This is a genomic window from Kocuria tytonicola (genome assembly GCF_003687455.1).
GTDB classification, from domain to species: domain Bacteria; phylum Actinomycetota; class Actinomycetes; order Actinomycetales; family Micrococcaceae; genus Kocuria; species Kocuria tytonicola.
Genome location: NZ_PHOA01000015.1, coordinates 1 through 20,967 on the forward strand (window position 1 = coordinate 1; position 20,967 = coordinate 20,967).

The 20,967-nt window shown below is 71.4% G+C and carries 18 protein-coding genes; 9 read left to right on the forward strand and 9 right to left on the reverse strand.

Going from position 1 to position 20,967, the window contains the following annotated elements; genetic code table 11:
• The first annotated feature begins 1 nt into the window (after position 1).
• The 7 genes from rapZ (at position 2) to secG (ending at position 6,925) form a co-directional block, all read left to right on the forward strand.
• Positions 2-847, forward strand: a complete 846-nt coding sequence (rapZ, locus tag CWC38_RS03350; protein ID WP_240625024.1) for an RNase adapter RapZ — start codon at positions 2-4, stop codon at positions 845-847.
• 27 nt (positions 848-874) lie between these two features.
• Positions 875-1,948: a gluconeogenesis factor YvcK family protein gene (locus CWC38_RS03355; RefSeq protein ID WP_121845415.1), complete on the forward strand. Its 1,074-nt coding sequence runs from the start codon at positions 875-877 to the stop codon at positions 1,946-1,948.
• A gap of 51 nt (positions 1,949-1,999) precedes the next feature.
• Positions 2,000-2,992 (forward strand): DNA-binding protein WhiA, encoded by a 993-nt coding sequence (whiA, locus tag CWC38_RS03360; protein WP_121845416.1) that lies wholly within the window; start codon positions 2,000-2,002, stop codon positions 2,990-2,992.
• A gap of 235 nt (positions 2,993-3,227) precedes the next feature.
• The gene (gene gap, locus CWC38_RS03365; RefSeq protein WP_121845417.1) at positions 3,228-4,235 is read left to right on the forward strand and encodes a type I glyceraldehyde-3-phosphate dehydrogenase; all 1,008 of its coding nucleotides are present in this window, start codon (positions 3,228-3,230) and stop codon (positions 4,233-4,235) included.
• A gap of 86 nt (positions 4,236-4,321) precedes the next feature.
• Entirely contained in the window at positions 4,322-5,545 is a 1,224-nt protein-coding gene (locus tag CWC38_RS03370; RefSeq protein WP_121845418.1) for a phosphoglycerate kinase, read from the forward strand.
• A 41-nt stretch (positions 5,546-5,586) separates the two neighbouring features.
• The gene (gene tpiA / locus CWC38_RS03375; RefSeq protein WP_121845419.1) at positions 5,587-6,402 is read left to right on the forward strand and encodes a triose-phosphate isomerase; all 816 of its coding nucleotides are present in this window, start codon (positions 5,587-5,589) and stop codon (positions 6,400-6,402) included.
• Between the two features lie 268 nt (positions 6,403-6,670).
• Positions 6,671-6,925, forward strand: a complete 255-nt coding sequence (secG, locus tag CWC38_RS03380) for a preprotein translocase subunit SecG (RefSeq protein ID WP_121845420.1) — start codon at positions 6,671-6,673, stop codon at positions 6,923-6,925.
• An 80-nt stretch (positions 6,926-7,005) separates the two neighbouring features.
• On the opposite strand, the gene pgl is transcribed toward secG, so the two are convergent.
• The 6 genes from pgl to tkt form a co-directional block, all read right to left on the reverse strand.
• A complete protein-coding gene (gene pgl / locus CWC38_RS03385; protein ID WP_121845421.1) occupies positions 7,006-7,794 on the reverse strand; it encodes a 6-phosphogluconolactonase in 789 nt (262 codons plus the stop codon).
• Positions 7,791-8,879 (reverse strand): glucose-6-phosphate dehydrogenase assembly protein OpcA, encoded by a 1,089-nt coding sequence (locus CWC38_RS03390; protein ID WP_240625025.1) that lies wholly within the window; start codon positions 8,877-8,879, stop codon positions 7,791-7,793. Before CWC38_RS03390 ends, pgl begins: the two co-directional genes overlap by 4 nt.
• Positions 8,876-10,414, reverse strand: coding sequence for a glucose-6-phosphate dehydrogenase (gene zwf, locus CWC38_RS03395; protein ID WP_121845423.1), 1,539 nt, complete (start codon positions 10,412-10,414; stop codon positions 8,876-8,878). The genes CWC38_RS03390 and zwf overlap by 4 nt, the downstream gene beginning before the upstream one ends.
• A 37-nt stretch (positions 10,415-10,451) precedes the next feature.
• Positions 10,452-12,056 (reverse strand): phosphoglucose isomerase-related protein, encoded by a 1,605-nt coding sequence (locus CWC38_RS03400; protein WP_121845424.1) that lies wholly within the window; start codon positions 12,054-12,056, stop codon positions 10,452-10,454.
• A 137-nt stretch (positions 12,057-12,193) separates the two neighbouring features.
• Positions 12,194-13,300 carry a transaldolase gene (tal, locus tag CWC38_RS03405; protein WP_121845425.1) on the reverse strand — a complete coding sequence of 369 codons (1,107 nt, stop codon included), beginning with the start codon at positions 13,298-13,300 and terminating at the stop codon, positions 12,194-12,196.
• A 107-nt stretch (positions 13,301-13,407) separates the two neighbouring features.
• Positions 13,408-15,519, reverse strand: a complete 2,112-nt coding sequence (tkt, locus tag CWC38_RS03410; RefSeq protein WP_121845426.1) for a transketolase — start codon at positions 15,517-15,519, stop codon at positions 13,408-13,410.
• A 476-nt stretch (positions 15,520-15,995) separates the two neighbouring features.
• Between tkt and CWC38_RS03415 the strand changes: the two genes are divergently transcribed.
• Together CWC38_RS03415 and CWC38_RS03420 are read left to right on the forward strand one after the other, a co-directional pair.
• Positions 15,996-16,892 (forward strand): heme o synthase, encoded by an 897-nt coding sequence (locus CWC38_RS03415; protein ID WP_121845440.1) that lies wholly within the window; start codon positions 15,996-15,998, stop codon positions 16,890-16,892.
• A 72-nt stretch (positions 16,893-16,964) separates the two neighbouring features.
• Complete coding sequence (locus CWC38_RS03420; RefSeq protein ID WP_121845427.1) at positions 16,965-17,915, forward strand: dihydrodipicolinate synthase family protein; 951 nt, start codon at positions 16,965-16,967, stop codon at positions 17,913-17,915.
• 94 nt (positions 17,916-18,009) lie between these two features.
• Here the strand turns inward: CWC38_RS03420 and CWC38_RS03425 are convergent, their stop codons facing one another.
• The 3 genes from CWC38_RS03425 to CWC38_RS03435 all read right to left on the reverse strand — a co-directional run bounded on the left by CWC38_RS03425 (position 18,010) and on the right by CWC38_RS03435 (position 20,923).
• Complete coding sequence (locus tag CWC38_RS03425; RefSeq protein WP_121845428.1) at positions 18,010-19,035, reverse strand: COX15/CtaA family protein; 1,026 nt, start codon at positions 19,033-19,035, stop codon at positions 18,010-18,012.
• Positions 19,036-19,127: 92 nt separating this feature from the next.
• Positions 19,128-19,928, reverse strand: coding sequence for an ABC transporter permease (locus tag CWC38_RS03430; RefSeq protein WP_121845429.1), 801 nt, complete (start codon positions 19,926-19,928; stop codon positions 19,128-19,130).
• A complete protein-coding gene (locus CWC38_RS03435; RefSeq protein ID WP_206059846.1) occupies positions 19,925-20,923 on the reverse strand; it encodes an ABC transporter ATP-binding protein in 999 nt (332 codons plus the stop codon). The genes CWC38_RS03430 and CWC38_RS03435 overlap by 4 nt, the downstream gene beginning before the upstream one ends.
• Positions 20,924-20,967 lie beyond the last annotated feature (44 nt).

Consider the following 20,967-nt stretch of genomic DNA (forward strand, 5'->3'; position numbering starts at 1 on the left):
GATCGTCACGGGGATGTCCGGTGCCGGGCGCTCCACTGCCGCGAACGCCCTGGAGGACCAGGGCTGGTACGTCGTGGACAACCTGCCCCCGCAGATGCTGGGAACCCTGGCGGACCTGGCCTCCCGCACCCCGCAGACCCTGCCCAGGCTGGCAGTGGTGATCGACGTGCGCGGCAAGGCGCTGTTCAACGACATGAAGGAGACCCTGGCGGCCCTGGAGACCTCCGGCGTGGAGTTCTCCGTGCTGTTCCTCGAGGCCTCTGACGAGGTGCTCGTCTCCCGCTACGAGCTGCAGCGACGGCCGCACCCCCTGCAGGCGGGCGGGCGGATCCTGGACGGCATCAGAGCCGAGCGGGAGCTGCTGCGGGACCTGCGGGAGACCGCGGACTCCGTGCTGGACACCACGTCCTTCAACGTCCACGCCCTCACCAAGGCCGTGGCGGACATGTTCTCCACGAGCGGTCCCGTGGTGCTGCGCCTCACGGTCATGAGCTTCGGCTTCAAGTACGGGGTGCCCGCGGACGCCAACTACGTGGCCGACGTCCGCTTCATCCCCAATCCGCACTGGGTGCCCGCCCTGCGTCCCCGCACGGGCAAGGACCCCGAGGTGCGGGACTACGTGTTCGCCACCGAGGGCGCGCAGACCTTCGTGGACCGTTTCGTGGCCATGCTCGAACCGGTTTTCGCGGGATACCGCAACGAGAGCAAGCACTACGCCACCATTGCCATCGGCTGCACGGGTGGCAAGCACCGTTCAGTGGCGATCACCGAGGAAGTGGCCCGCCGGCTCAGCAAGTCCCCGCGTGTGACCGTCAACCTCCAGCACCGGGACATGGGCCGCGAGTAGTCCCGACCCCCAGACGTTACGGAAACCATGAGCACCTTTCCCACCACGGGCGCACTGCCCCGGCTGCCGCTGAGCAGCCGGCGGGACGTGGACCCCTACCACTCCCTGGACCCCGCCGCCCGGGACGCCCTCACGGACGCCGACTCCGTGGTGGCCCTCGGCGGCGGCCACGGTCTCTCCGCGAGCCTCTCCGCCCTGCGGCTACTGGCCCCCGCGCTCACGGCGGTGGTCACCGTCGCGGACGACGGCGGCTCGTCCGGGCGGCTGCGCGACGACCTCGGCGTGCTGCCCCCGGGGGACCTGAGGATGGCCCTGGCCGCCCTGTGCGACGACTCGCAGTGGGGCCGGACGTGGAGCGACGTGATGCAGCACCGCTTCAGCGTCAAGGCGCACCCGGACGAGGGCCTGGACAACCACGCCCTGGGCAACCTGCTGATCGTCACCCTGTGGGAGCTGCTCGGCGACCCCGTGGAGGGGCTGCGCTGGGCCGGGGCCCTGCTCGGGGCCCGCGGCCAGGTGCTGCCCATGAGCTGCGTGCCGCTCGTGATCGAGGGGGACGTGTCCCCGGGCAGCAGCCCCACGGTGGCCTGCCCGCCCGAGTCCGTCACCCGCACGGTCACGGGCCAGTCCCGGCTGGCCAAGGAGGCGGACGTCTGCAACGTGCGGCTGTCTCCCCAGGACGCCCCGGCGTGCCCCGAGGCCGTGAGCGCGATCGAGGAGGCTTCCTGGGTGGTGCTCGGCCCCGGCTCGTGGCACACCTCGGTGCTGCCGCACCTGCTGCTCCCGCAGCTGCGGGACGCCATCTGCGCGTCCCCGGCCAGGCGCCTGGTCACCCTGAACCTGTCCCGTGACTCGGAGACCCTCAGCATGGGATCGGGGGACCAGCTGCGGATCCTGCAGCGCTACGCCCCGGACCTCCGCCTGGACGTGGTGCTCGCAGACCCCTCCGCGGCGGAGTCCCCCAAGGACGTGGAGGCCGCGGCCGCCCAGCTCGGTGCCGTGGTGCACTGGGACTCGCTGCGGGACAAGGACGGCAGCTCGGTGCACAACCCTTTCAAACTGGCCGCGGCCTACCAGCAGATCATGAACGCGGAGCGCTGAGCGGGTCCGTCCCGTCCGCACCGCCCGTACTCGGCAAGGAGATCGACGTCTATGGCATTGACCGCCTCGGTCAAGGAAGAACTCGCCCACCTGCAGGTGCGCAAGTCCGCGGTGCGGGCGGCGGAGCTGTCCGCGCTGCTGCGCTTCGCGGGAGGACTGCACATCGTGGGCGGACGCATCGTGGTGGAGGCGGAGCTCGACACGGAATCCGTGGCCCGGCGCGCGGCGCGCACGGTGGGGGAGGTCTTCGGCCACGACTGCGAGCTCGGCGTGATCAGCGGCGGCGGTCTGCGGCGTGACCGCTCGTGGGTGGTCCGGGTCGCCCGTGACGGCGAGGCCCTCGCGCGGCGCACGGGGCTGCTTGACGCCCACGGGCGCCCGGTGCGTGGTCTGCCGCCCACGGTGGTCAACGGCAGCACCGAGGAGTCCGCTGCAGTGATCCGCGGCGCGTTCCTGGCCCACGGCTCGCTCACGGAGCCGGGCCGTGCGGCCGCCATGGAGTTCACGTGCCCCGGGCCCGAGGCCGCGCTGGCGCTCGTGGGCTCCGCCCGCCGTCTGGACGTGCTCGCCAAGGCGCGCCAGGTGCGCGGCGTGGACCGCGTCGTCGTGCGGGACGGGGACACGATTGCCGCCCTGCTCACCCGGCTGGGGGCCCACCGCGCACTGCTGCAGTGGGAGGACCGCCGCATGCGCAAGGAGGTGCGGGCCACGGCCAACCGGCTCGCCAACTTCGACGACGCCAACCTCCGCCGCTCCGCGCAGGCGGCCGTCACGGCCGGGGCCAAGGTGGAGCGCGCCCTGGACGTCCTGGGCGACGACGCCCCGGAGCACCTGCGTGCCGCGGGGCGGCTGCGCGTGGCGAACAAGCAGGCGAGCCTGGACGAGCTCGGGCGGCTCTCGGACCCGCCGCTCACCAAGGACGCAATTGCCGGCCGGATCCGGCGGCTGCTCGCCATGGCGGACCGCAAGGCCGAGGAGCTGGGAGTGGCCACCACCTCGGAGTTCGCGGCGCAGGCCGGACAGGAGCAGCGGCGCGGATCGTAGCAGGGCGCGGTGACGGACCGGTGAATGTTGGTTTATGTGGGATCAACGTGTGAGGTGCGATTCACCTCGGAATGCACTGTCATCGGGCCCCGATTCTCGCTAGAATGGACCTGACAGACGACGGAGGGCCACCGTCCGCCACGAACGTCGGGTGTGGGATTGCTGCCGATTGGTTCCGTTCCCACATTCCGGCGGGCGGGTGTCCACCGCACCCCGACACGCAGAGGAGATCGCAGTGACAGTCAAGGTTGCCATCAACGGATTCGGTCGCATCGGCCGCAACTTCGCGCGGGCGCTGTACACCAACCACGGCCACGACATCGAGCTGGTCGCCGTGAACGACCTCACCGATCCCGAGACGCTCAAGCACCTCTTCGAGTTCGACTCCGTGATGGGCCGTCTGAACGCGGACGTCTCCCTGGACGGCGACGTCATGTCCGTGGACGGCCACGAGGTGAAGTTCTTCGCCGAGGCCGACCCCTCCAAGCTGCCCTGGGGCGAGCTGGGCGTGGACATCGTGGTGGAGTCCACCGGCAAGTTCACCACGGGCCCCAAGATGCAGGCCCACCTGGATGCCGGCGCCAAGAAGGTCGTCCTGTCCGCACCGGGCAAGGAGGTGGACGGCACCTTCGTGTACGGCGTGAACCACGAGTCCTACGACCCCGCCACCATGAACCTGGTCTCCGCGGCCTCCTGCACCACCAACTGCCTGGCGCCGCTGGCGAAGGTCATCAACGACGAGTTCGGCATCGAGCGCGGGCTGATGACCACCATCCACGCCTACACGGGTGACCAGCGCCTGCACGACGCCCCGCACAAGGACCTGCGCCGCGCCCGTGCCGCCGCCCTGAGCATGATCCCCACCACCACCGGTGCCGCCGCTGCCGTGGGTCTCGTGCTCCCCGAGCTCAAGGGCAAGCTGGACGGCTTCGCCGTGCGCGTCCCGGTTCCCACCGGCTCGCTCGTGGACCTCACCGTGGACGTGCGCGAGGACGTCACGGTGGAATCCGTGAACGCCGCCGTGAAGAAGGCCGCCGAGGGTGACTTCAAGGGCATCATCGAGTACTCCGAGGAGGCCCTGGTCTCCAAGGACATCGAGGGCTACGACGTCTCCACCGTGTTCGACGCGCCGCTGACCAAGGTGATCGACAACCAGGTCAAGGTCATCGCGTGGTACGACAACGAGTGGGGCTACACCATCCGGCTCGTGGACTTCGTCTCCTACGTTGCGGATAAGCTCTGACACAGACCGTTCAGTGGCGCCGGTGCCCCAGGGCGCCGGCGCCATTGTCGTCGGTACGCGTTCACCACAGGGAAGGGATGACGGATATGGCCAAGTCGCTGGACGATCTCATTGCCGAGGGGGTTGCGGGGCGCCGCGTTCTCGTGCGCTCGGACCTCAACGTGCCTCTGGACGGTTCCACCGTGACCGATGACGGGCGCGTGCGCGCGTCCCTGCCGGTCCTGGAGAAGCTCGCCCACGCCGGCGCACGGGTCATCGTGATGGCGCACCTCGGGCGCCCCAAGGGCACCGTGGACCCCAAGTACTCCATCAAGCCCGCCGCGGACCGGCTGGCCGAGCTCGCGGACGTGCCGGTCGTCGTCGCCACCGACGTGGTGGGCGAGGACGCGCAGGCCAAGGCCGAGGCGCTGCAGGACGGCCAGATCCTGGTCCTGGAGAACGTGCGCTACGACCCCCGCGAGACCTCCAAGGACGACGCCGAACGCGAGGCCTTCGCGCGCGAGCTCGCGGCGCTCACCGGTGAGAACGGCGCCTACGTGGACGACGCCTTTGGCGCCGTGCACCGCAAGCACGCGTCCGTCTACGACGTCGCGCGCGTGCTGCCCGGCTACCTGGGTGACCTCGTGAAGACCGAGGTGGGCGTCCTGAGCAAGGTCATCTCCGATCCCGAGCGCCCGTTCGTGGTGGTCATGGGGGGCTCCAAGGTCTCCGACAAGCTCGCGGTGATCGACAACCTGATCGGCAAGGCGGACTCCCTGCTGATCGGCGGCGGCATGGTGTTCACGTTCCTCGCCGCCCAGGGCTACTCCGTGGGCTCCTCCCTGCTGGAGCAGGACCAGATCGAGACCGTGAAGGGCTACCTGGACCGCGCCGAGAGCGCGGGCACGGAGATCGTGCTGCCCGTGGACGTGGTCTACGCCGCGCGCTTCGCCGAGGACGCCGAGCACGAGGTGCGCCCCGTCGCGGACATCGAGGGCGGGGAGATCGGCGAATCCGGGCTGGGCCTGGACATCGGACCCGAGTCCGCCACGATTTTCGCCGAGAGGATCGCCGGCGCGAAGACCGTGTTCTGGAACGGCCCCGTGGGCGTGTTCGAGATGGCGGCGTTCGCCGGGGGCACCAGGGCCGTGGCCGAGGCCTTGGCCACGTCCGACGCCATGAGCGTGATCGGCGGCGGCGACTCCGCCTCCGCCGTGCGCAACCTGGGCTACCGCGACGAACAGTTCGGCCACATCTCCACCGGCGGCGGCGCATCGCTCGAGTTCATCGAAGGCAAGGAGCTGCCCGGCGTCGTCGCGCTGGGGGCCTGAGTCCGCCACCTGAACCACACGCCGAACCGAGGAGGACGAGCATGACCACGCAGACCAACGGTGCTTTCGACCGCACGCCCCTGATCGCGGGCAACTGGAAGATGAACATGGACCACACGCAGGGGATCGCGCTGCTGCAGAAGCTCGCGTGGACCCTGAAGGACGCCAAGCACGACTTCTCCCGTGTGGAGGTCGCGGTGTTCCCGCCGTTCACGGACCTGCGCTCGGTGCAGTCCCTCGTGGAGGGGGACGGGCTGCAGATCCGCTACGGGGCACAGGACCTCTCCGACCAGGACTCGGGTGCCTACACCGGGGACGTCTCCGGTCAGTTCCTCGCCAAGCTCGGGTGCACCTACGCGCTCGTGGGCCACTCGGAGCGCCGCAGCATCCACGAGGAGTCGGACCGGTTGTGCCGGGACAAGGTCCGCGCGGCCGTCCGGCACAGCCTGACCCCCATGCTGTGCGTGGGCGAGGGGCTCGACGAGCGCCAGGCCGGCAACCACGTGAGCTACAGCCTTGAGCAGCTGCGGGGAAGCCTCGACGAGCTCTCCGCGGGGGAGCTCGAGGGTCTCGTGGTGGCCTACGAGCCCGTCTGGGCCATCGGCACCGGCGAGGTGGCCGGTCCGGAGGACGCCCAGGAGATGTGCCACGCCATCCGCGAGGAACTGGGCTCCCTGTACGGCGAGGACTTCGCCCGGGTCACCCGCATCCTCTACGGCGGCTCCGTGAAGTCCTCCAACGTGGCCTCCATCCTCTCCGGCGCGGACGTGGACGGCGCCCTGGTGGGCGGCGCGAGCCTCGACGCCGAGGAGTTCGCCAAGATCGCCCGGTTCGAGCAGCACCTGGTCACCGGCTGATTCCAGACCGCTTCAGCACAGCGCCGCCGCCCCGCCCCGTGGCACTCCCCACGGCGCGGGACGGCGGTGTTCTCCGGGGCGGGTGCCGCCCCGTGTCCCCGCCCGGAGTCTCCCCGCGGCAGCACGCACCGAGGGGCCTGCCGCGGGCGTCCGGGCTCGGGCTGTAAACTGGTGGCAGATTCCTCCGTCGTGGCACCGCCCGGGCACGTCCCGGTGCTGGGCCGCGGCCCCGTCAGCTTCTCCGAGAACCCGTGAATCGAGGCAATTCGTGGAGATCCTCCAGATCGTCCTGCAGGTGCTCATCGTGGTCACCAGCATCCTGTGCATCATGTTCGTCCTGCTCAACAAGGGCAAGGGCGGCGGTCTCTCCGACATGTTCGGCGGCGGCATGACCCAGTCGCTGAACACCTCGGGGGCCGCGCAGAAGAACGTGGTGCGGATCACCACCGTGCTGGCCATCGTGTGGGCGCTGTCCATCGTGGGCTACGCCCTGCTCCTGCGCTTCAGCGCACCGGTGGCCTGAGCGCACCGGACCGGTGGCACGACGACGCCGCCCCCGACCGGGAACGGTCGGGGGCGGCGTCGTCGTGACGGGGGGGGTGCTCAGTTCGGCGTCGGATCCTCGGGCACCCCGGGCAGGGCGTCCTCGGTGACGAGCCACAACGTCTCGTGGACACCGCGCACGGCGCTTCCGGGTGCTTCCACCGGGGTCGCACCGGGACGCCGCACCGCGGCGAGGGCCCCCGCCTTGGCGGTCCCGGAGACCAGCAGCCACACGCGGTCGGCGGAGTTGATGGCCGGCAGCGACAGTGTCACGCGCGTGGGCGGCGGCTTGGGGGAGTCCGCCACGGCGAACACGGTCCGGTCCGAGCGCAGCACGTCCTGCCGTCCCGGGAAGAGGGACGCCACGTGCGTGTCCGGCCCGAGGCTCAGCAGGGCCACGTCGAAGCGGGGCAGTGCGCCGGGGGTGCCCTCCATCTCGGCGGCCGCGGCGAGCTCCTCCCGGTAGTCCTCGGCGGCCGCCGCAGCCGACTCGATCTCGTCCGACCCGGCCACGGGGTGCACGCGGTCCCAGTCCAGCTCCAGGGAGTCGTCCCACGCGTCCGCGGCCTGCACGCCATTGCGCTCGGAGTCCGCCCCGGGCAGGAAGCGTTCGTCGGACCACCACACGTTCACGCGGGACCAGTCCACGGCCTGGACCTCCGGCTGCCGGGCGAGCTCCTCGACCACTCTGGTGCCCATGCTGCCGCCCGTGAGCAGCAGGGTGGCCTCACCGCGCTCGTCCTGCGCGCTCTCGAGAACCTCCAGGACGCGGCGCGCCGTGTCGCGTGCGAGCCGCTCGGCGCCGTCGTGGGGCACGAGACGGGGTTCGGGACGCTCCCGGCCGTTCACGCGCCGTCCTCTCCGGCGCCGGATCCCACGACGCAGCCGGGCTGGGCGCGCCGCATGGCGCCCGGCTCCTCGTCCGGCACGGCGGGCGAGTCCTGGGCACGGTCCCCGGCCGCGGACAGGGCCTCGTCGAGGGACGTGGTGACCTCCGTGCCGTCGGCCGAGCGGGTGGTGATCCGTGCGCTGGCGAGACCGTTCGTGATCACCTCGCCGTAGACCTCGTCCGCGTCCAGGCGCCGCAGCTCCTCCGCGAGGCAGGCGTTGAGGTCCCGCACGGGCATGGCGATCTGCTGCTCGGGCTGCCCCGGCTGGGTCAGCACCGCGACGGTGCGTCCGGGGCGGTCGAGCTCCACCACGCCGTCGTCCGTCACGAGCGCCACGCGGTCCAGGGCGCGGCGGGACTCGTCACCCACGATGGTTGCGGGGGCGTCGAGCTTGCTGGACAGCCACACGCCCAGCAGCAGCATGGACGGGGCCACGGCGGCGCCCTCCAGCACGATCTCGCGGACGGCCACCGGGCCCACCTGGTCCAGCACGGCGGCGAGCTGCACGCGCCAGTTGGTGACCCGCGTCCATGCCAGGTCCGTGTCACCGGGGGTGTACTGCCGGGACAGCTGGGCGAGCGAGGCGAACGGATCATCGGCGCGGGCCGAGTCCGTGATGCGACGGTGCGCGATCCGGCCGATGGAGCTGCCGCTGGGGTTCTCGGGGAAGTCGTGCGGCCACCACGCCACGATGGGCGCGTCCGGCAGCAGCAGGGCGGAGACCAGGGTCTCCGTGGGCTCGGCGAGATCGCCGTAGCCGTGCAGCAGGATGACCTCGGAGGCCCCGGCGTCCCCGCCCATGCGCAGCTGGGCGTCCAGACGGGTCTCGTCCGTGGCAGAGTGCGCCACGTGCACGATGATCCGGCACGGGTGCTCGTGGCTCGCGTAGTTGGCGGCCTCCACCGCCATCTCGGAGTGTCCGGCCCGTGCCAGGATCACGAGCGTGAGCACGCGTCCCAGGGTCACCACGCCGTTCTCGTCCCGCAGCTGGTTGAGCTTCTTCTCGATCCTGGCCGCGGTGGTGTTCTCCATGTCGACTATCACGGTCGCCTCCAGACACGTCCGTCACGGGCCATGAGCTCGTGGGCGGCTGCGGGTCCCCAGGACCCTGGTTCGTAGGGTTCGGGCACGATCCGGTGCTCGGCCCAGTACTGCTCGAAGGGGTCCAGGATCTTCCAGGACTGCTCCACCTCGGAGTGGTCCGGGAACAGCGGGGGCTCGCCGAGCAGCACGTCGAAGATGAGCCGCTCGTAGGCCTCCGGGCTGGACTCCGTGAACGCGTGGCCGTAGCCGAAGTCCATGGTGACGTCCCGGATCTCGGACTGCGTGCCGGGAACCTTGGAGCCGAAGCGGATGGTCACTCCCTCGTCCGGCTGGATCCGGATCACGATCGCGTTCTGCCCGAACTCCCCGTGGTCCGTGTCCCGGAACAGCAGGTTGGGGGACTTCTTGAACGCCACGGCGATCTCCGTGACGCGCCGCCCCAGCCGTTTGCCGGCGCGCAGGTAGAACGGCACCCCGGCCCACCGGCGGTTGTTGATGTCCACGCGCAACGCGGCGAACGTCTCCGTCCGGGAGTCAGCGGGGATGTCGCTCTCCTCGTGGAAGCCCTTCACGAACTCGCCGCCCTGCAGCCCGGACGTGTACTGGCCGAGCGCCGAGTGCTCGCCGAGGTCCTCGGGCAGCACCACGGACTCCAGCACCTTGGCCTTCTCCCGGCGCAGGTGGTGGGCGGAGAAGGACGCGGGCTCCTCCATGGCCGTGAGCGCGAGCAGCTGCAGCAGGTGGTTCTGGATCACGTCCCGGGCCGCTCCCACACCGTCGTAGTACCCGGCGCGGGAGCCGATGCCGATCTCCTCCGCCATGGTGATCTGCACGTGGTCCACGTACCGGGCGTTCCACAGGGGCTCGAACATCTGGTTGGCGAAGCGCAGCGCCAGGATGTTCTGCACCGTCTCCTTGCCCAGGTAGTGGTCGATGCGGAACACGCTGTCGGCGCGGAACACCCGCTCCACGATCGCGTTGAGCTCCCGGGCGGACTCGAGGTCGTGGCCGAAAGGCTTCTCGATGACCACGCGGCGCCAGCCCGTGCAGTCCTCACTGTCCGCGAGGTCGTGGTCGGCAAGCTGCTGGCACACCACCTCGAACGCCTTGGGCGGGATGGACAGGTAGAACGCGTGGTTGCCACGCGTCCCGCGGTCCCGGTCCAGCTCGTCGAGGGTCTGCGCGAGGCGGTCGTACGCGTCGTCGTCGTCGAACTCGCCGTGCACGAACCGCAGCCCCGAGGCGAACTGGTTCCACAGGTCCTCGTTGTAGGGCGTGCGGGCGTGCTGGGTGACGTTCTCCTTGACGTACTCCGCGAACTGGGCGTCGTCCCAGTCCCGCCGCCCGAAGCCCACCAGCGAGAACGCCGGGGGCAGCAGGCTGCGGTTCGCGAGGTCGTACATGGCCGGCAGCAGCTTCTTCTTGGCGAGGTCGCCGGTGACCCCGAACAGGACCAGCGCCGAGGGTGCGGCCACGCGGGTCAGGCGCCTGTCGTTCGGGTCCCGCAGGGGGTTCTGGTGTGAGGTGTCGGGCACGGGGTTCCTGTCCGGTCGCAGTTCGGTGGAGGAGGGCTCAGAGCGCCGAGGCGACCTCGAGCAGCTGTGCCACCCCGGCCGCCCGGTCCGTGAGGCGCAGCCGCAGCACGGGACGGTCGTGCTCCGCCAGCACCGCGGCGTCGCCGTCCGCCTGCGCGCCGATCAGCTCGCCGAACGTGAAAGGGATGCCGGGGATGTCCACGTCCGTGCCGGTCGCGGCCGTGATCTGCAGGTACACGCCCTGCGCGGGGCCGCCCTTGTGGTACTGGCCCGTGGAGTGCAGGAAGCGCGGCCCCCACCCGAAGGTCACGGGACGTCCCGTGCGCCGCGCGAGCTCGTCCCGCACGGACTCGAGCTGGGGCCAGCCCAGCCGGTCGAAGTACGCCTGGACGCTCACGTAGCCGTCCTCCGGCAGCCGGGAGAGCAGCGACGCGAGGGCGTCCCGCACGGTGGTGGCACCGCCCAGCAGCGCCTCGTCACCGCGGATCTCGATCGCGCCGTCCGTGGCGGCTGCGGGGGAGGGCTCGGGCGAGGCCGCGAGCAGCTCGCGCGTGGCGGCCTTCGCGGACTCCACGTCCGGCTGGTTGTAGGGGTCGATGCCGAGCAGCCGCCCGGACACGGCGATGGCCACCTCGAAGGCGAGCATCAGCCCGCTCAGCGAGCCCGCCACGCGCACGCCCTGCTCTGCGGTGAGGTCCATGGCGTCCTCGTCCACGAGGGAGACCACGAGCACGTCGGACGCATCCGAGGTGAGCTCGGGCGCGGACCCGTCCACGACCACGGGCAGCACACCGGTGCCGGACTTGCCCGTGGACTCGGCGATCAGCTGCTCCGCCCAGTCCGCGAAGCCCACGAAGGGCGCGCCCTGGTTCACCAGGACGATCTTGTCCCGCAGGGGATCGGTGCCGCCCAGCGCCGCGCCGAGCTGCAGTCCCATGTTGTTCTCGTCGTCCTCGCGCAGCATCTCGGCGGCCTCCTCGGCGTCGTCGAGCAGGGCCGCGATGTCCACCCCGGCGAGGCCGGAGGGCACGAGCCCGAAGGCGGTGAGCGCGGAGAACCGGCCACCCACGTTCGGGTCGGCGTTGAAGGTCTTCCGGTAGCCCGCCTCGCGTGAGGCCGTGTCCATGGGGGATCCGGGGTCCGTGACCACCACGATGCGGGAGGGCGCGTCGATCCCGGCCTTCTCGAACGCCTCCAGGAAGACGCGACGGGCGGAGTCCGTCTCCACCGTGGACCCGGACTTGGAGGACACCACCAGTGCGGTGTGCTCCAGGTCCGTGAGGGCCTTGGACACCATCTCCGGGTCCGTGGAGTCCAGCACGAACAGCTCCACCCCGGCGCTGCGGGTGATCACCTCGGGGGCCAGGGAGGAACCGCCCATGCCCGCGAGCACGAAGCGGGTGACACCCTCCCGGGCGAAGTCGTCACGCAGCTCCATGATCTCGGGCACCAGCGGCCGGGACACGGTCGCGGCCTCGGTCCATCCGAGGCGCACGGCAGCTTCCTCCTCCGCGGCCGGGCCCCACAGGGTGGGGTCCTGGTCGAAGAGCTTCGACGCGAACTTCTCGGTGACCAGGCGCGGCACGTGGGTGTCGACGGCCTCGCGCGCAAAACCGGACGCCTGCAATGACAATGAACTCACGGTGAGCCTCCTCGGACTGACGGTGTGGACGGGGGTGCGGGGCGCCGGGGCCCGAGAGCCTCGAGTGGTGTTCTCGGGGGCGGACCCCGGTGCGGTGCTGCCTGCCGGGCAGCGGGTGGTGCTCGGTGGGTGTGGGCTCAGCGGGCCTCGTCGAGCGCGGTGCGCACGGTGGCCAGCAGCTCGTCCCACGAGGCGTCGAACTTCTGCAGCCCCTCGGCCTCCAGCTGCTCCACGACCTCCTGGTAGGACACGCCCTGCTCGGCCACGGCGTTGAGCACGGCGGTGGCGTCCTCGTACGTGCCCGTGACCGTGTCCCCGGTGACCTCCGCGTGGTCGAAGGTCGCGTCCAGGGTCTTCTCCGGCATGGTGTTCACCGTGTTGGGTGCCACGAGCTCGGTCACGTAGAGGGTGTCCGGGAGGTTCGGGTCCTTGACGCCCGTGGAGGCCCACAGCGGACGCTGCGGGTTGGCCCCGGCGGCCGCGAGGCGCTTCCAGCGCTCGGTCTCCAGGGCCTGCTCGTAGACCTGGTAGGCCAGACGGGCGTTCGCGAGCCCCGAGCGACCCTTGAGCGCCGCGGCCTCGTCCGTGCCCACGGCGTCCAGGCGCTTGTCGAACTCGGTGTCCACGCGGGAGACGAAGAAGGACGCCACGGAGTGGATGGTGGAGAGGTCCTTGCCGTTCTCGAGCGCCTGCTCCAGGCCCTCCATGTACGCGTTGACCACGCCGCGGTAGCGGTCCAGGGAGAAGATCAGGGTCACGTTCACGGAGATGCCCTCCGCGATGGTGGCGGCGATCGAGGGCAGGCCCTTCTCCGTGGCGGGGATCTTGATGAGCGCGTTCGGGCGGTCGATCGTCTGCGAGAGCTTCTGCGCCATCGCGGAGGTGGCGTCCGCGTCCTGGGCCAGGCGCGGGTCCACCTCGATGGACACCCGGCCGTCCACTCCCTGGGTGGCCTCGGCCACGGGGGCGAAGAGGTCGCACGCGTCACGGACGTCGTCCGTGGTGATGCGCAAGACGGCGTCGTCCACGGAGGTCCCGGCCGCGGCCAGCTCGGCCACCTGCTCGCGGTAGGACTCGCCGTCCGCGAGCGCGGCCGCGAAGATCGTGGGGTTGGTAGTCACACCCACCACGTTCTTGGTGTCGATCAGTTCCTGCAGGTTGCCGCTGGTCAGCCGTTGGCGGGACAGGTCGTCGAGCCAGATGGAGACGCCGGCGTCCGAGAGCTTCTGGGTGGGAGTGGTCATGTGTGCCTCCGGTTGAGGGTGTCGCGCGGCGCGTGTGCCGCAGCGGGGAAGGTGTGGCACCCGCGGGCGGGGACGTGCGCCCCCGCCCGCGGGATGGTTCCAGTGGGTCAGCGGGCGGCCGCGATGGACTCCTGCGCGGCCTCCGCCACGGCCTCGGCGGTGATGCCGAACTCGCGGTACAGCGTCTCGTAGTCCGCGGACTCCCCGAAGTGCTCGAGGGAGACGGCTCGTCCGGCATCGCCCAGGAGGTCGTTCCAGGACATCCGGATGCCGGCCTCCACGCTCACGCGGGCCTTCACGGCCGCGGGGATCACGGACTCCCGGTACTGCGCGTCCTGGGCGTCGAACCACTCGCGGCACGGCATGGACACCACGCGGGCGGCCACGCCCTGGGCCCTGAGCTGCTCGCGCGCCTCCAGCGCCAGGTGGACCTCGGAGCCGGTGCCGATGAGGACGACGTCCGGGGTTCCCTCGGTGTCCGCGAGCACGTAGCCGCCGCGGGCCACGCCCTCGGCGGAGGCGAACTTCTCGCCCTCGGCGTCCTGGTGCAGGTCCGCACGTGCGAGCGTGGGCAGGTCCTGGCGCGTGAGCGCGATGCCCGCCGGGTGCTCGTGGTTCTCCATCACGGTCCGCCACGCCACGGAGGTCTCGTTGGCGTCCGCGGGGCGCACGACGTCGAGCCCCGGGATCGCGCGCAGGGAGGACAGCTGCTCCACGGGCTGGTGCGTGGGGCCGTCCTCGCCCAGGCCGATCGAGTCGTGGGTCCACACGTAGATGGAGGGCACCTTCATGAGCGCACCCAGGCGCACCGCCGGGCGCTGGTAGTCCGAGAAGATGAGGAACGTGCCCGAGTAGGCCCGGGTCTGGCTGCTCATCACGATGCCGTTGACGATGGCTGCCGCGGCGTGCTCGCGGATGCCGAAGTGCAGCACGCGGCCGTAGGGGGAACCGGTCCACTTGGCGGTGGAACGGTCCTCAGGGATGAACGAGTCCGCACTGTCGATCGTGGTGTTGTTGGACCCCGCCAGGTCGCAGGATCCGCCCCACAGCTCCGGGAAGGTGTCCGCAATGGCGTTGATCACCTGGCCGGAGGCCTTGCGGGTGGCCACGGCCTTGCCAGCCGGGAACGTGGGGAAGGCGTCCGCGTAGCCCTCGGGCAGCTCCTGGTTCTTGATGCGGTCGTAGAGCTCCGCCTTCTCCGGGTGGGTGCCGCGCCACTGCTCGAAGGACTTCTCCCACTCGGCACGCTCCTGCTTGCCGCGCTCGGCCACTTCGCGCACGTGGGCGAGGATCTCGGGCTCGATCTGGAACGACTTCTCGGGGTCGAAGCCGAGAATCTCCTTGGTGGCCGCGACCTCGTCCGCGCCGAGGGCGGAGCCGTGGACGCCGCCGGTGTTCTGCTTGTTGGGGGACGGCCAGCCGATGATGGTGCTGAGCGCGATGAGCGAGGGCTTGTCGGTGACCCTGGTGGCCGCCACGACGGCGTCGTACAGCGCCTCCACGTCCTCCTTGTACTCGCCCCCGTTGCGCCAGTCCACGCGGGCGGTGTGCCAGCCGTACGCCTCGTAGCGCGCCAGGACGTCCTCGTTGAACGCGACGTTGGTGTCGTCCTCGATGGAGATCTTGTTGTCGTCGTAGATCACCACGAGGTTGCCGAGCTGCTGCGTGCCCGCGAGGGAGGACGCCTCGGAGGTGATGCCCTCCTGCAGGTCGCCGTCGGAGGCGATGACGAAGACGTGGTGGTCGAACGGGGAGGTGCCCTGGGCGGCGTCGGCGTCGAAGAGACCGCGGGTGTAGCGCTGGGCGTACGCGAAGCCCACCGAGGAGGCGAGGCCCTGGCCCAGCGGACCCGTGGTGATCTCCACGCCCGTGGTGTGGCGGTACTCGGGGTGGCCGGGAACCTTGGAGCCCCACGTGCGCAGGGACTCGAGGTCCGACATCTCCAGGCCGTAGCCGGAGAAGAACAGCTGCAGGTACAGCGTCAGGGACGTGTGGCCGGGGGAGAGGATGAAGCGGTCGCGGCCCGTCCAGCGGTCGTCCGAGGGATCGTGCCGCATGACCTTCTGGAACAGCAGGTATGCCACGGGCGCCAGGGACATGGCGGTGCCGGGGTGGCCGTTGCCCACCTTCTGCACGGCGTCCGCGGCGAGCACGCGGGCGGTGTCCACCGCGCGCGCGTCCTGCTCGGTCCAGTTCAACGGTTGATCAAGGTTCGGCACGGTGGCGAGCCCCTTTCCTGGGTGTGGGGTGTGCGGTGCGCCCGGCCGCCGCCGCGCGGCGGATCCGGAACGCGGGTTCCGCGCTCAACCTTAGTCCCGGTGGGCGGTGCTCGTCAGGGACGAGTGGCGCACGAGACTCCCGGGGCGGGCACCGGCACGCGCACGGGTGCAGCTCGCTACCGGCTCGCGGGCTGGTGGCCGGTGATCGGGCACCGGCACGCGCACGCCTGCACCCGCCGCTGCCGGCGGGGGTCGGCGGCTATACTGGTGACCGGGCGTCGGCGCGGGCACGGCTCGTCCCACCCCGGACACTCCCGCGGCCGGCGCGGGCCACCCACGTTCTTTGGAGCACTGATTCCGTGAACCACCTCGACACCGCCACGCACCCGGAGTCCTCCGGGTCCCCCGCGTCGCACCGGCACGGAGTGACCGGAACGCGGATCGCGGAGGTCGCCCCGGTGGGGTACGAGGGGCCCATGACGGCGGGCCGCAAGGTCAGGGCGTACGTGGCGCTCACGAAGCCCCGGATCATCGAGCTGCTGCTCGTCTCCACGATCCCCACCATGTTCTTCGCCCAGCAGGGCGTCCCGGCCCTGTGGCTCGTGCTCAACACGCTGGTGGGCGGCGCCCTCGCGGCGGGGGCCGCGGGGGCGTTCAACTGCTACATCGACCGCAACGAGGACCGGCTCATGCGGCGCACCGCCAAGCGGCCCCTCGTCACGGGCGAGGTCAGCGACCGCGAGGCCCTCGTGTTCGCGTGGGTGCTCTCCGTGGTGGCCGTGGCATGGCTCACCCTGGGGGTGAGCGTGCTGTGCGGCGTCCTGGGCGTCGTGGCCATCGCCCTCTACGCCGTATTCTACTCGATCATCCTCAAGCGACGGACCGCCCAGAACATCGTGTGGGGCGGGATCGCCGGCTGCATGCCCGTGCTCATCGGCTGGGCCGCCGTCCGCGGCACCCTGGAGTGGCCCGCGCTCGTGCTGTTCGCGTTCATCTTCCTGTGGACCCCGCCGCACTACTGGCCCCTGTCCATGAAGTACGCGGAGGACTACTCCCGCGCCGGCGTCCCCATGCTGGGTGCGGTGGACACCGCCCGCACGGTGGGCGCCCAGGTGGTGCTCTACGCGTGGGCCACCGTGATCTGCTCCCTGCTGCTTGTTCCCGTGGGCGGCGCGGGCTGGGTCTACGCGGTGATCGCGCTGGTCTCCGGGGCCTGGTTCACCTACCACTGCCACAAGCTCCACGGCCTCGCCCGCACGGGGCGGCCCACGCTGAAGCAGGCCATGTACGTGTTCCACGCGTCCATCGCCTACATCACCTTCGTCTTCGTGGGCGTGGCCCTGGACCCGTTCGTGGGCGGTCCCCTCCTCTGACACGTGGCCGCGTGGGGGCGCACGACGCCGCCCGGTCCGCCCCGCGGGTAAGGGTCACCTAAACTGGTGGTCATGCTCGCCATGACCTTCTCCGGCGTCACCGCCTACCCCGTGACCCCGCTCCTCCCGGGCGGGGCCCTCGATCTGGACAGCCTCGAGCGCAGCGTGGCCACCCTCGCGCGCAGCGGGGTGGACGGGATCGTGGTGCTCGGGACCTCGGGGCTCTTCGCGTACCTCGACGCCAACGAGCGGGCCGAGGTGGTGCGCACCGCAGTACGGGCAGCCGCGGGCTCCGGCACACCGGTGGGGGTGGGGATCTCGGCGGTCACCACCCGAGAGGTGCTGCAGCTCGCCTACTCCGCGGAGAACAACGGCGCGGACGGTCTCGTGCTGAGCCCGGTGAGCTACGTGCCGCTGGTGTCCCCGGAGATCGCGGACCAGGTGGAGACCGTGGCCTCGGCGGTCTCGCTCCCGCTGTGCCTCTACAACAACCCCTCCACCACCGGCTTCACCTATCCCGTGGAGCTCGCGGCGGAGCTCTCCTGGTTGGACAGCGTCGTGGCGTTCAAGGACACCGCGAGCTCGGGGCGCCTGTTCCACTCCCGGCAGCTGCTGTTCGCCCAGCAGGCGGAGCCGGGGACCGTGCACGGCGTGAGCCGGGACCAGCTGATCGTGGACGAGCACCCCGTGGCCGCGTGGCACAGCGGCATGGCGGCCCTGCTCGCTCCGCAGTTCGTGGCGTACCACCGTGCGGTGCTCGAGGGACGCGAGGCGGAGGCCGTCGCGTGGGCGGAGGCCCTGCGGCCGCTCATGCAACTCATGGGCCGGGAGCGGCCCCTGTCGGTGCTCTACGCCCTGGCGGAGGTCTGCGGTGTGCGCACCGGGGCGCCGCGACGGCCGCTGCTCCCGATCCCCTCGCACGGGAAGCGGGCACTCGCGGAGGCCGTGGCCCGGCTGCGGGACGCGGCGCCGTCGTCCTCGCCCCAGCACGTGCCGGGGCCGCAGCACCCGCCGGTGCCGTAGCGGTCACCGGGGCCGTGGCACCCTCCGGGGCCACAGCAGTCGCCGGGGCCTGCCGGGGGTGACGGACGGCGTCTGGCGGGGGAGCGCGGCGTCGTCAGCGAACGGGCTGGACGTCTCCCAGTGGAGCCCTGGCGGCGCCGCCGAGATCCACGGGAGCGGCGTGCTCGTGCGAGTCGGCGGCCAGGTAGAAGCTGATGGACACCACGCGCGTGGCCGCCCAGATGAGGGCCGCGGAGAGCACCATGTGGAGGGAGACCGCGGGCACCGGGACCTGGTGCAGGTACTGGTAGTAGCCCACGGCACCCTGCGCCACGATCACCAGCGCCATGACCGCGTACGCGGTGCGCAGTACACGCGGCAGGGACTTCACGGTGCAGAGCACCATTCCCGCGACCACGGTGAACGTGAGCAGGTAGACGGGCACGGCGTGGGCGCGCGCGATGTCCACGGAGTCGAACGCGAGGCGCGCGCTGTCCTGGTCCCCGGCGTGGGGGCCGGTGCCCGTGACGAGCGTGCCCAGGTAGAGGATCACGGCGGAGATCAGACCGGTGACCACGGCGAGCGCACGGACGAGCTTCTCCTGGCCGTGGAGCTGACCGGGGCGCTGGTCGTGGGCCACCACGGAGAGACCCTCGCGCCGCGTGTTGAGCACGAGCAGGGTGGAGAGGCTGATCATGATCGCGGAGAGGAAGTAGTGCATGCCCACGAGGAGGGGGTGCAGGTCCAGGTGCACGAGCACGCCGCCCACCACGGCCTGGACGGGGATGCCGATCAGCAGGTACAGGGCGAGCCGGAAGAGCTTGGGGTGCGAGTGGCGCAGCCGCAGCACAGACAGGAACGTCAGCACCGCCACGACCGTGAGCACGAAAGTCAGCAGCCGGTTGCCGAACTCGATGACGCCGTGGATGCCCATCTCGGAGGTGTTGGTCCAGGAGTCCGCCGTGCAGCGCGGCCACGTGGGGCAGCCCAGCCCGGAGCCGGTGAGCCGCACGAGCCCGCCCGTGAAGACGAGCAGCGTGTTCGCCAGCAGGGACGCGATCGCGAGTCCGCGCACCCACGGGGTCACGGTGCGCGGCCACCAGAAGGAATCGGTGGCGAGACGGGGTGCGGTGTCAGACATGGCGGAGCATCCAGGGGCAGTCGGGACGGGACCCTCCCAGTGTAGCGACGTGCGCGTGCGAATCCCCTGGGAAACCGGGCAGGAGGCGGGCCTCACACCCACTTGAAGCACTTGACCGTGGCCGCCCAGCTGAGCCCGGCCCACACGGCCAGCACGATCACGGACGCGACCGGCACGGTGCCCTCCAGGAAGCACGCCCGCAGCGCGTCCCCGGCCGCGGCGGACGGCAGCCAGCCCACGAGCCACGAGAGCCAGCCGGGCAGGGAGGCGGCGGGGAAGATCACGCCGCCACCGGCCGCGAGTGCCACCCAGACGACGTTGAGCACGGCCAGGGTGGCCTCGGCGCGCTGGGTCCCGGCGATGAGCAGCCCCAGCCCCGTGAAGGTGAGCGCCACGAGGACCAGCAGGGGCAGGGAGCTCAGCACGGCGCCGGGGGACGGGTCCCAGCCGAGCCACAGGGCCACGGCGGCCACCAGGAGGTACTGCAGGGCGAGCACCGCGAGGATCGCGAGCAGCTTGCCCGTAATCAGCCCGCCGCGCCCCAGGGGAGTGGTGGAGAGGTACCTCAGCACGCCGTAGCGCCGGTCGAACCCGGTCTGGATGCCCTGCCCGGAGAACGCGCTGGAGAGCACGCACAGCACCAGGATGCCGGGCACGGCCACGTCCGCCCGTGAGGCGTCTCCCGTGCGGTAGGGATCCAGCAGGTCCGTGGCGGTCAGTGCCACGAGCGCCAGGACCGGCAGGATCACGAGCAGCAGCAGCTGCTCCCCGTTGCGCACCATGGTCATGGTCTCGAAGCGTGCCTGCGCCAGCACGCGCCGGGCCAGGGACGCGGCACGACGCCGCCCCGCGGGCTCGGGGCCGGACGCCGCGGTCTGCGCCGGGGCGCTCATCGGGCATCCCGCCCGGAGACCTCCAGGAACACGTCCTCCAGTGATCGGGGTTGCACGCTCATCGCCTCCGGCAGGGTGTCGTCCCGGGTGGCCCACGCGGTCATCTCACGCACGAGCTCCGGGGTCAGGGGACCGCTGAGGGTCACGGTGCGGTCCTTCACGGTCCACTCGACCCCCGCGAAGTCGGGGCTGCGCCACGGCGGGTCCGCCCGCAGGGCGGCCGCGTGCTGCGGGGCAAGGGTCACGCTCATCACGAGGGGGGCATCCCGCTGGGCGCTCACGAGCTCCGCCACGGTTCCCTGGACGGCCACCGTTCCCCGGTCCACGATGTAGACGTAGTCGGCGAGCCGGGCGGCGTCGTCCATGAGGTGGGTGGTGAGGATGATGCACGTGCCCTGGTCCCGCAGCCGCTGCACCAGGTCGAAGACCAGCTGCCGCGAGCGGGGGTCCAGCCCCGCGGACGGCTCGTCCAGGAAGAGCACCTCGGGGCGGCCCACGAGGGCCGCCGCGAGCGCCACCCGCTGCTTCTGTCCGCCGGACAGGCGCCGCACGGGGGTGCCGAGGAACGATCCGATGCCCAGGACGCCCACGAGCTCGTCCACCGGGGCCGGGTCCGCGTAGAGGCGGCTCACGTGCCGCAGCAGCTCACCGGGGCGGACGGCCTGGGGGAGTCCGCCGTCCTGCAGCATGACGCCCACGCGCGCGCGCAGGTCCGGAGAGGCGCGCCACGGATCCGCGCCGAGCAGCCGCACGGTGCCGGAGGTGGGGCGCTGGAGCCCCTGGGCGCACTGCAGCGTGGTGGTCTTGCCCGCGCCGTTGGCCCCGAGCAGGGCCGTGATCCGCCCGGCGTGCGCCGCCAGGCTCAGCCCGCGCACCGCGTGGACCGGTTCGCCCCGCCCCTGGAAGGTCTTGACGAGGTCGCTGACGCGCAGCGCCGCGGCGTCGGGATCGGGGGGCGTGGTGCGGGAGGTCTGGGACTCGGACTGCGTGGGCACCCGGACAGTCTAGAACGCACGCACCCGCCGGGACCCGGTACGAC

Coding starts and splice junctions, on each gene's coding strand:
- CWC38_RS03355 (WP_121845415.1), top strand. CDS start 875: ATGAGCACCTTTCCCACCACGGGCGCACTGCCCCGGCTGCCGCTGAGC.
- whiA (WP_121845416.1), top strand. CDS start 2,000: ATGGCATTGACCGCCTCGGTCAAGGAAGAACTCGCCCACCTGCAGGTG.
- CWC38_RS03370 (WP_121845418.1), top strand. CDS start 4,322: ATGGCCAAGTCGCTGGACGATCTCATTGCCGAGGGGGTTGCGGGGCGC.
- tpiA (WP_121845419.1), top strand. CDS start 5,587: ATGACCACGCAGACCAACGGTGCTTTCGACCGCACGCCCCTGATCGCG.
- tal (WP_121845425.1), bottom strand. CDS start 13,300: ATGACCACTCCCACCCAGAAGCTCTCGGACGCCGGCGTCTCCATCTGG.
- CWC38_RS03415 (WP_121845440.1), top strand. CDS start 15,996: ATGACGGCGGGCCGCAAGGTCAGGGCGTACGTGGCGCTCACGAAGCCC.
- CWC38_RS03420 (WP_121845427.1), top strand. CDS start 16,965: ATGCTCGCCATGACCTTCTCCGGCGTCACCGCCTACCCCGTGACCCCG.
- CWC38_RS03425 (WP_121845428.1), bottom strand. CDS start 19,035: ATGTCTGACACCGCACCCCGTCTCGCCACCGATTCCTTCTGGTGGCCG.
- CWC38_RS03430 (WP_121845429.1), bottom strand. CDS start 19,928: ATGAGCGCCCCGGCGCAGACCGCGGCGTCCGGCCCCGAGCCCGCGGGG.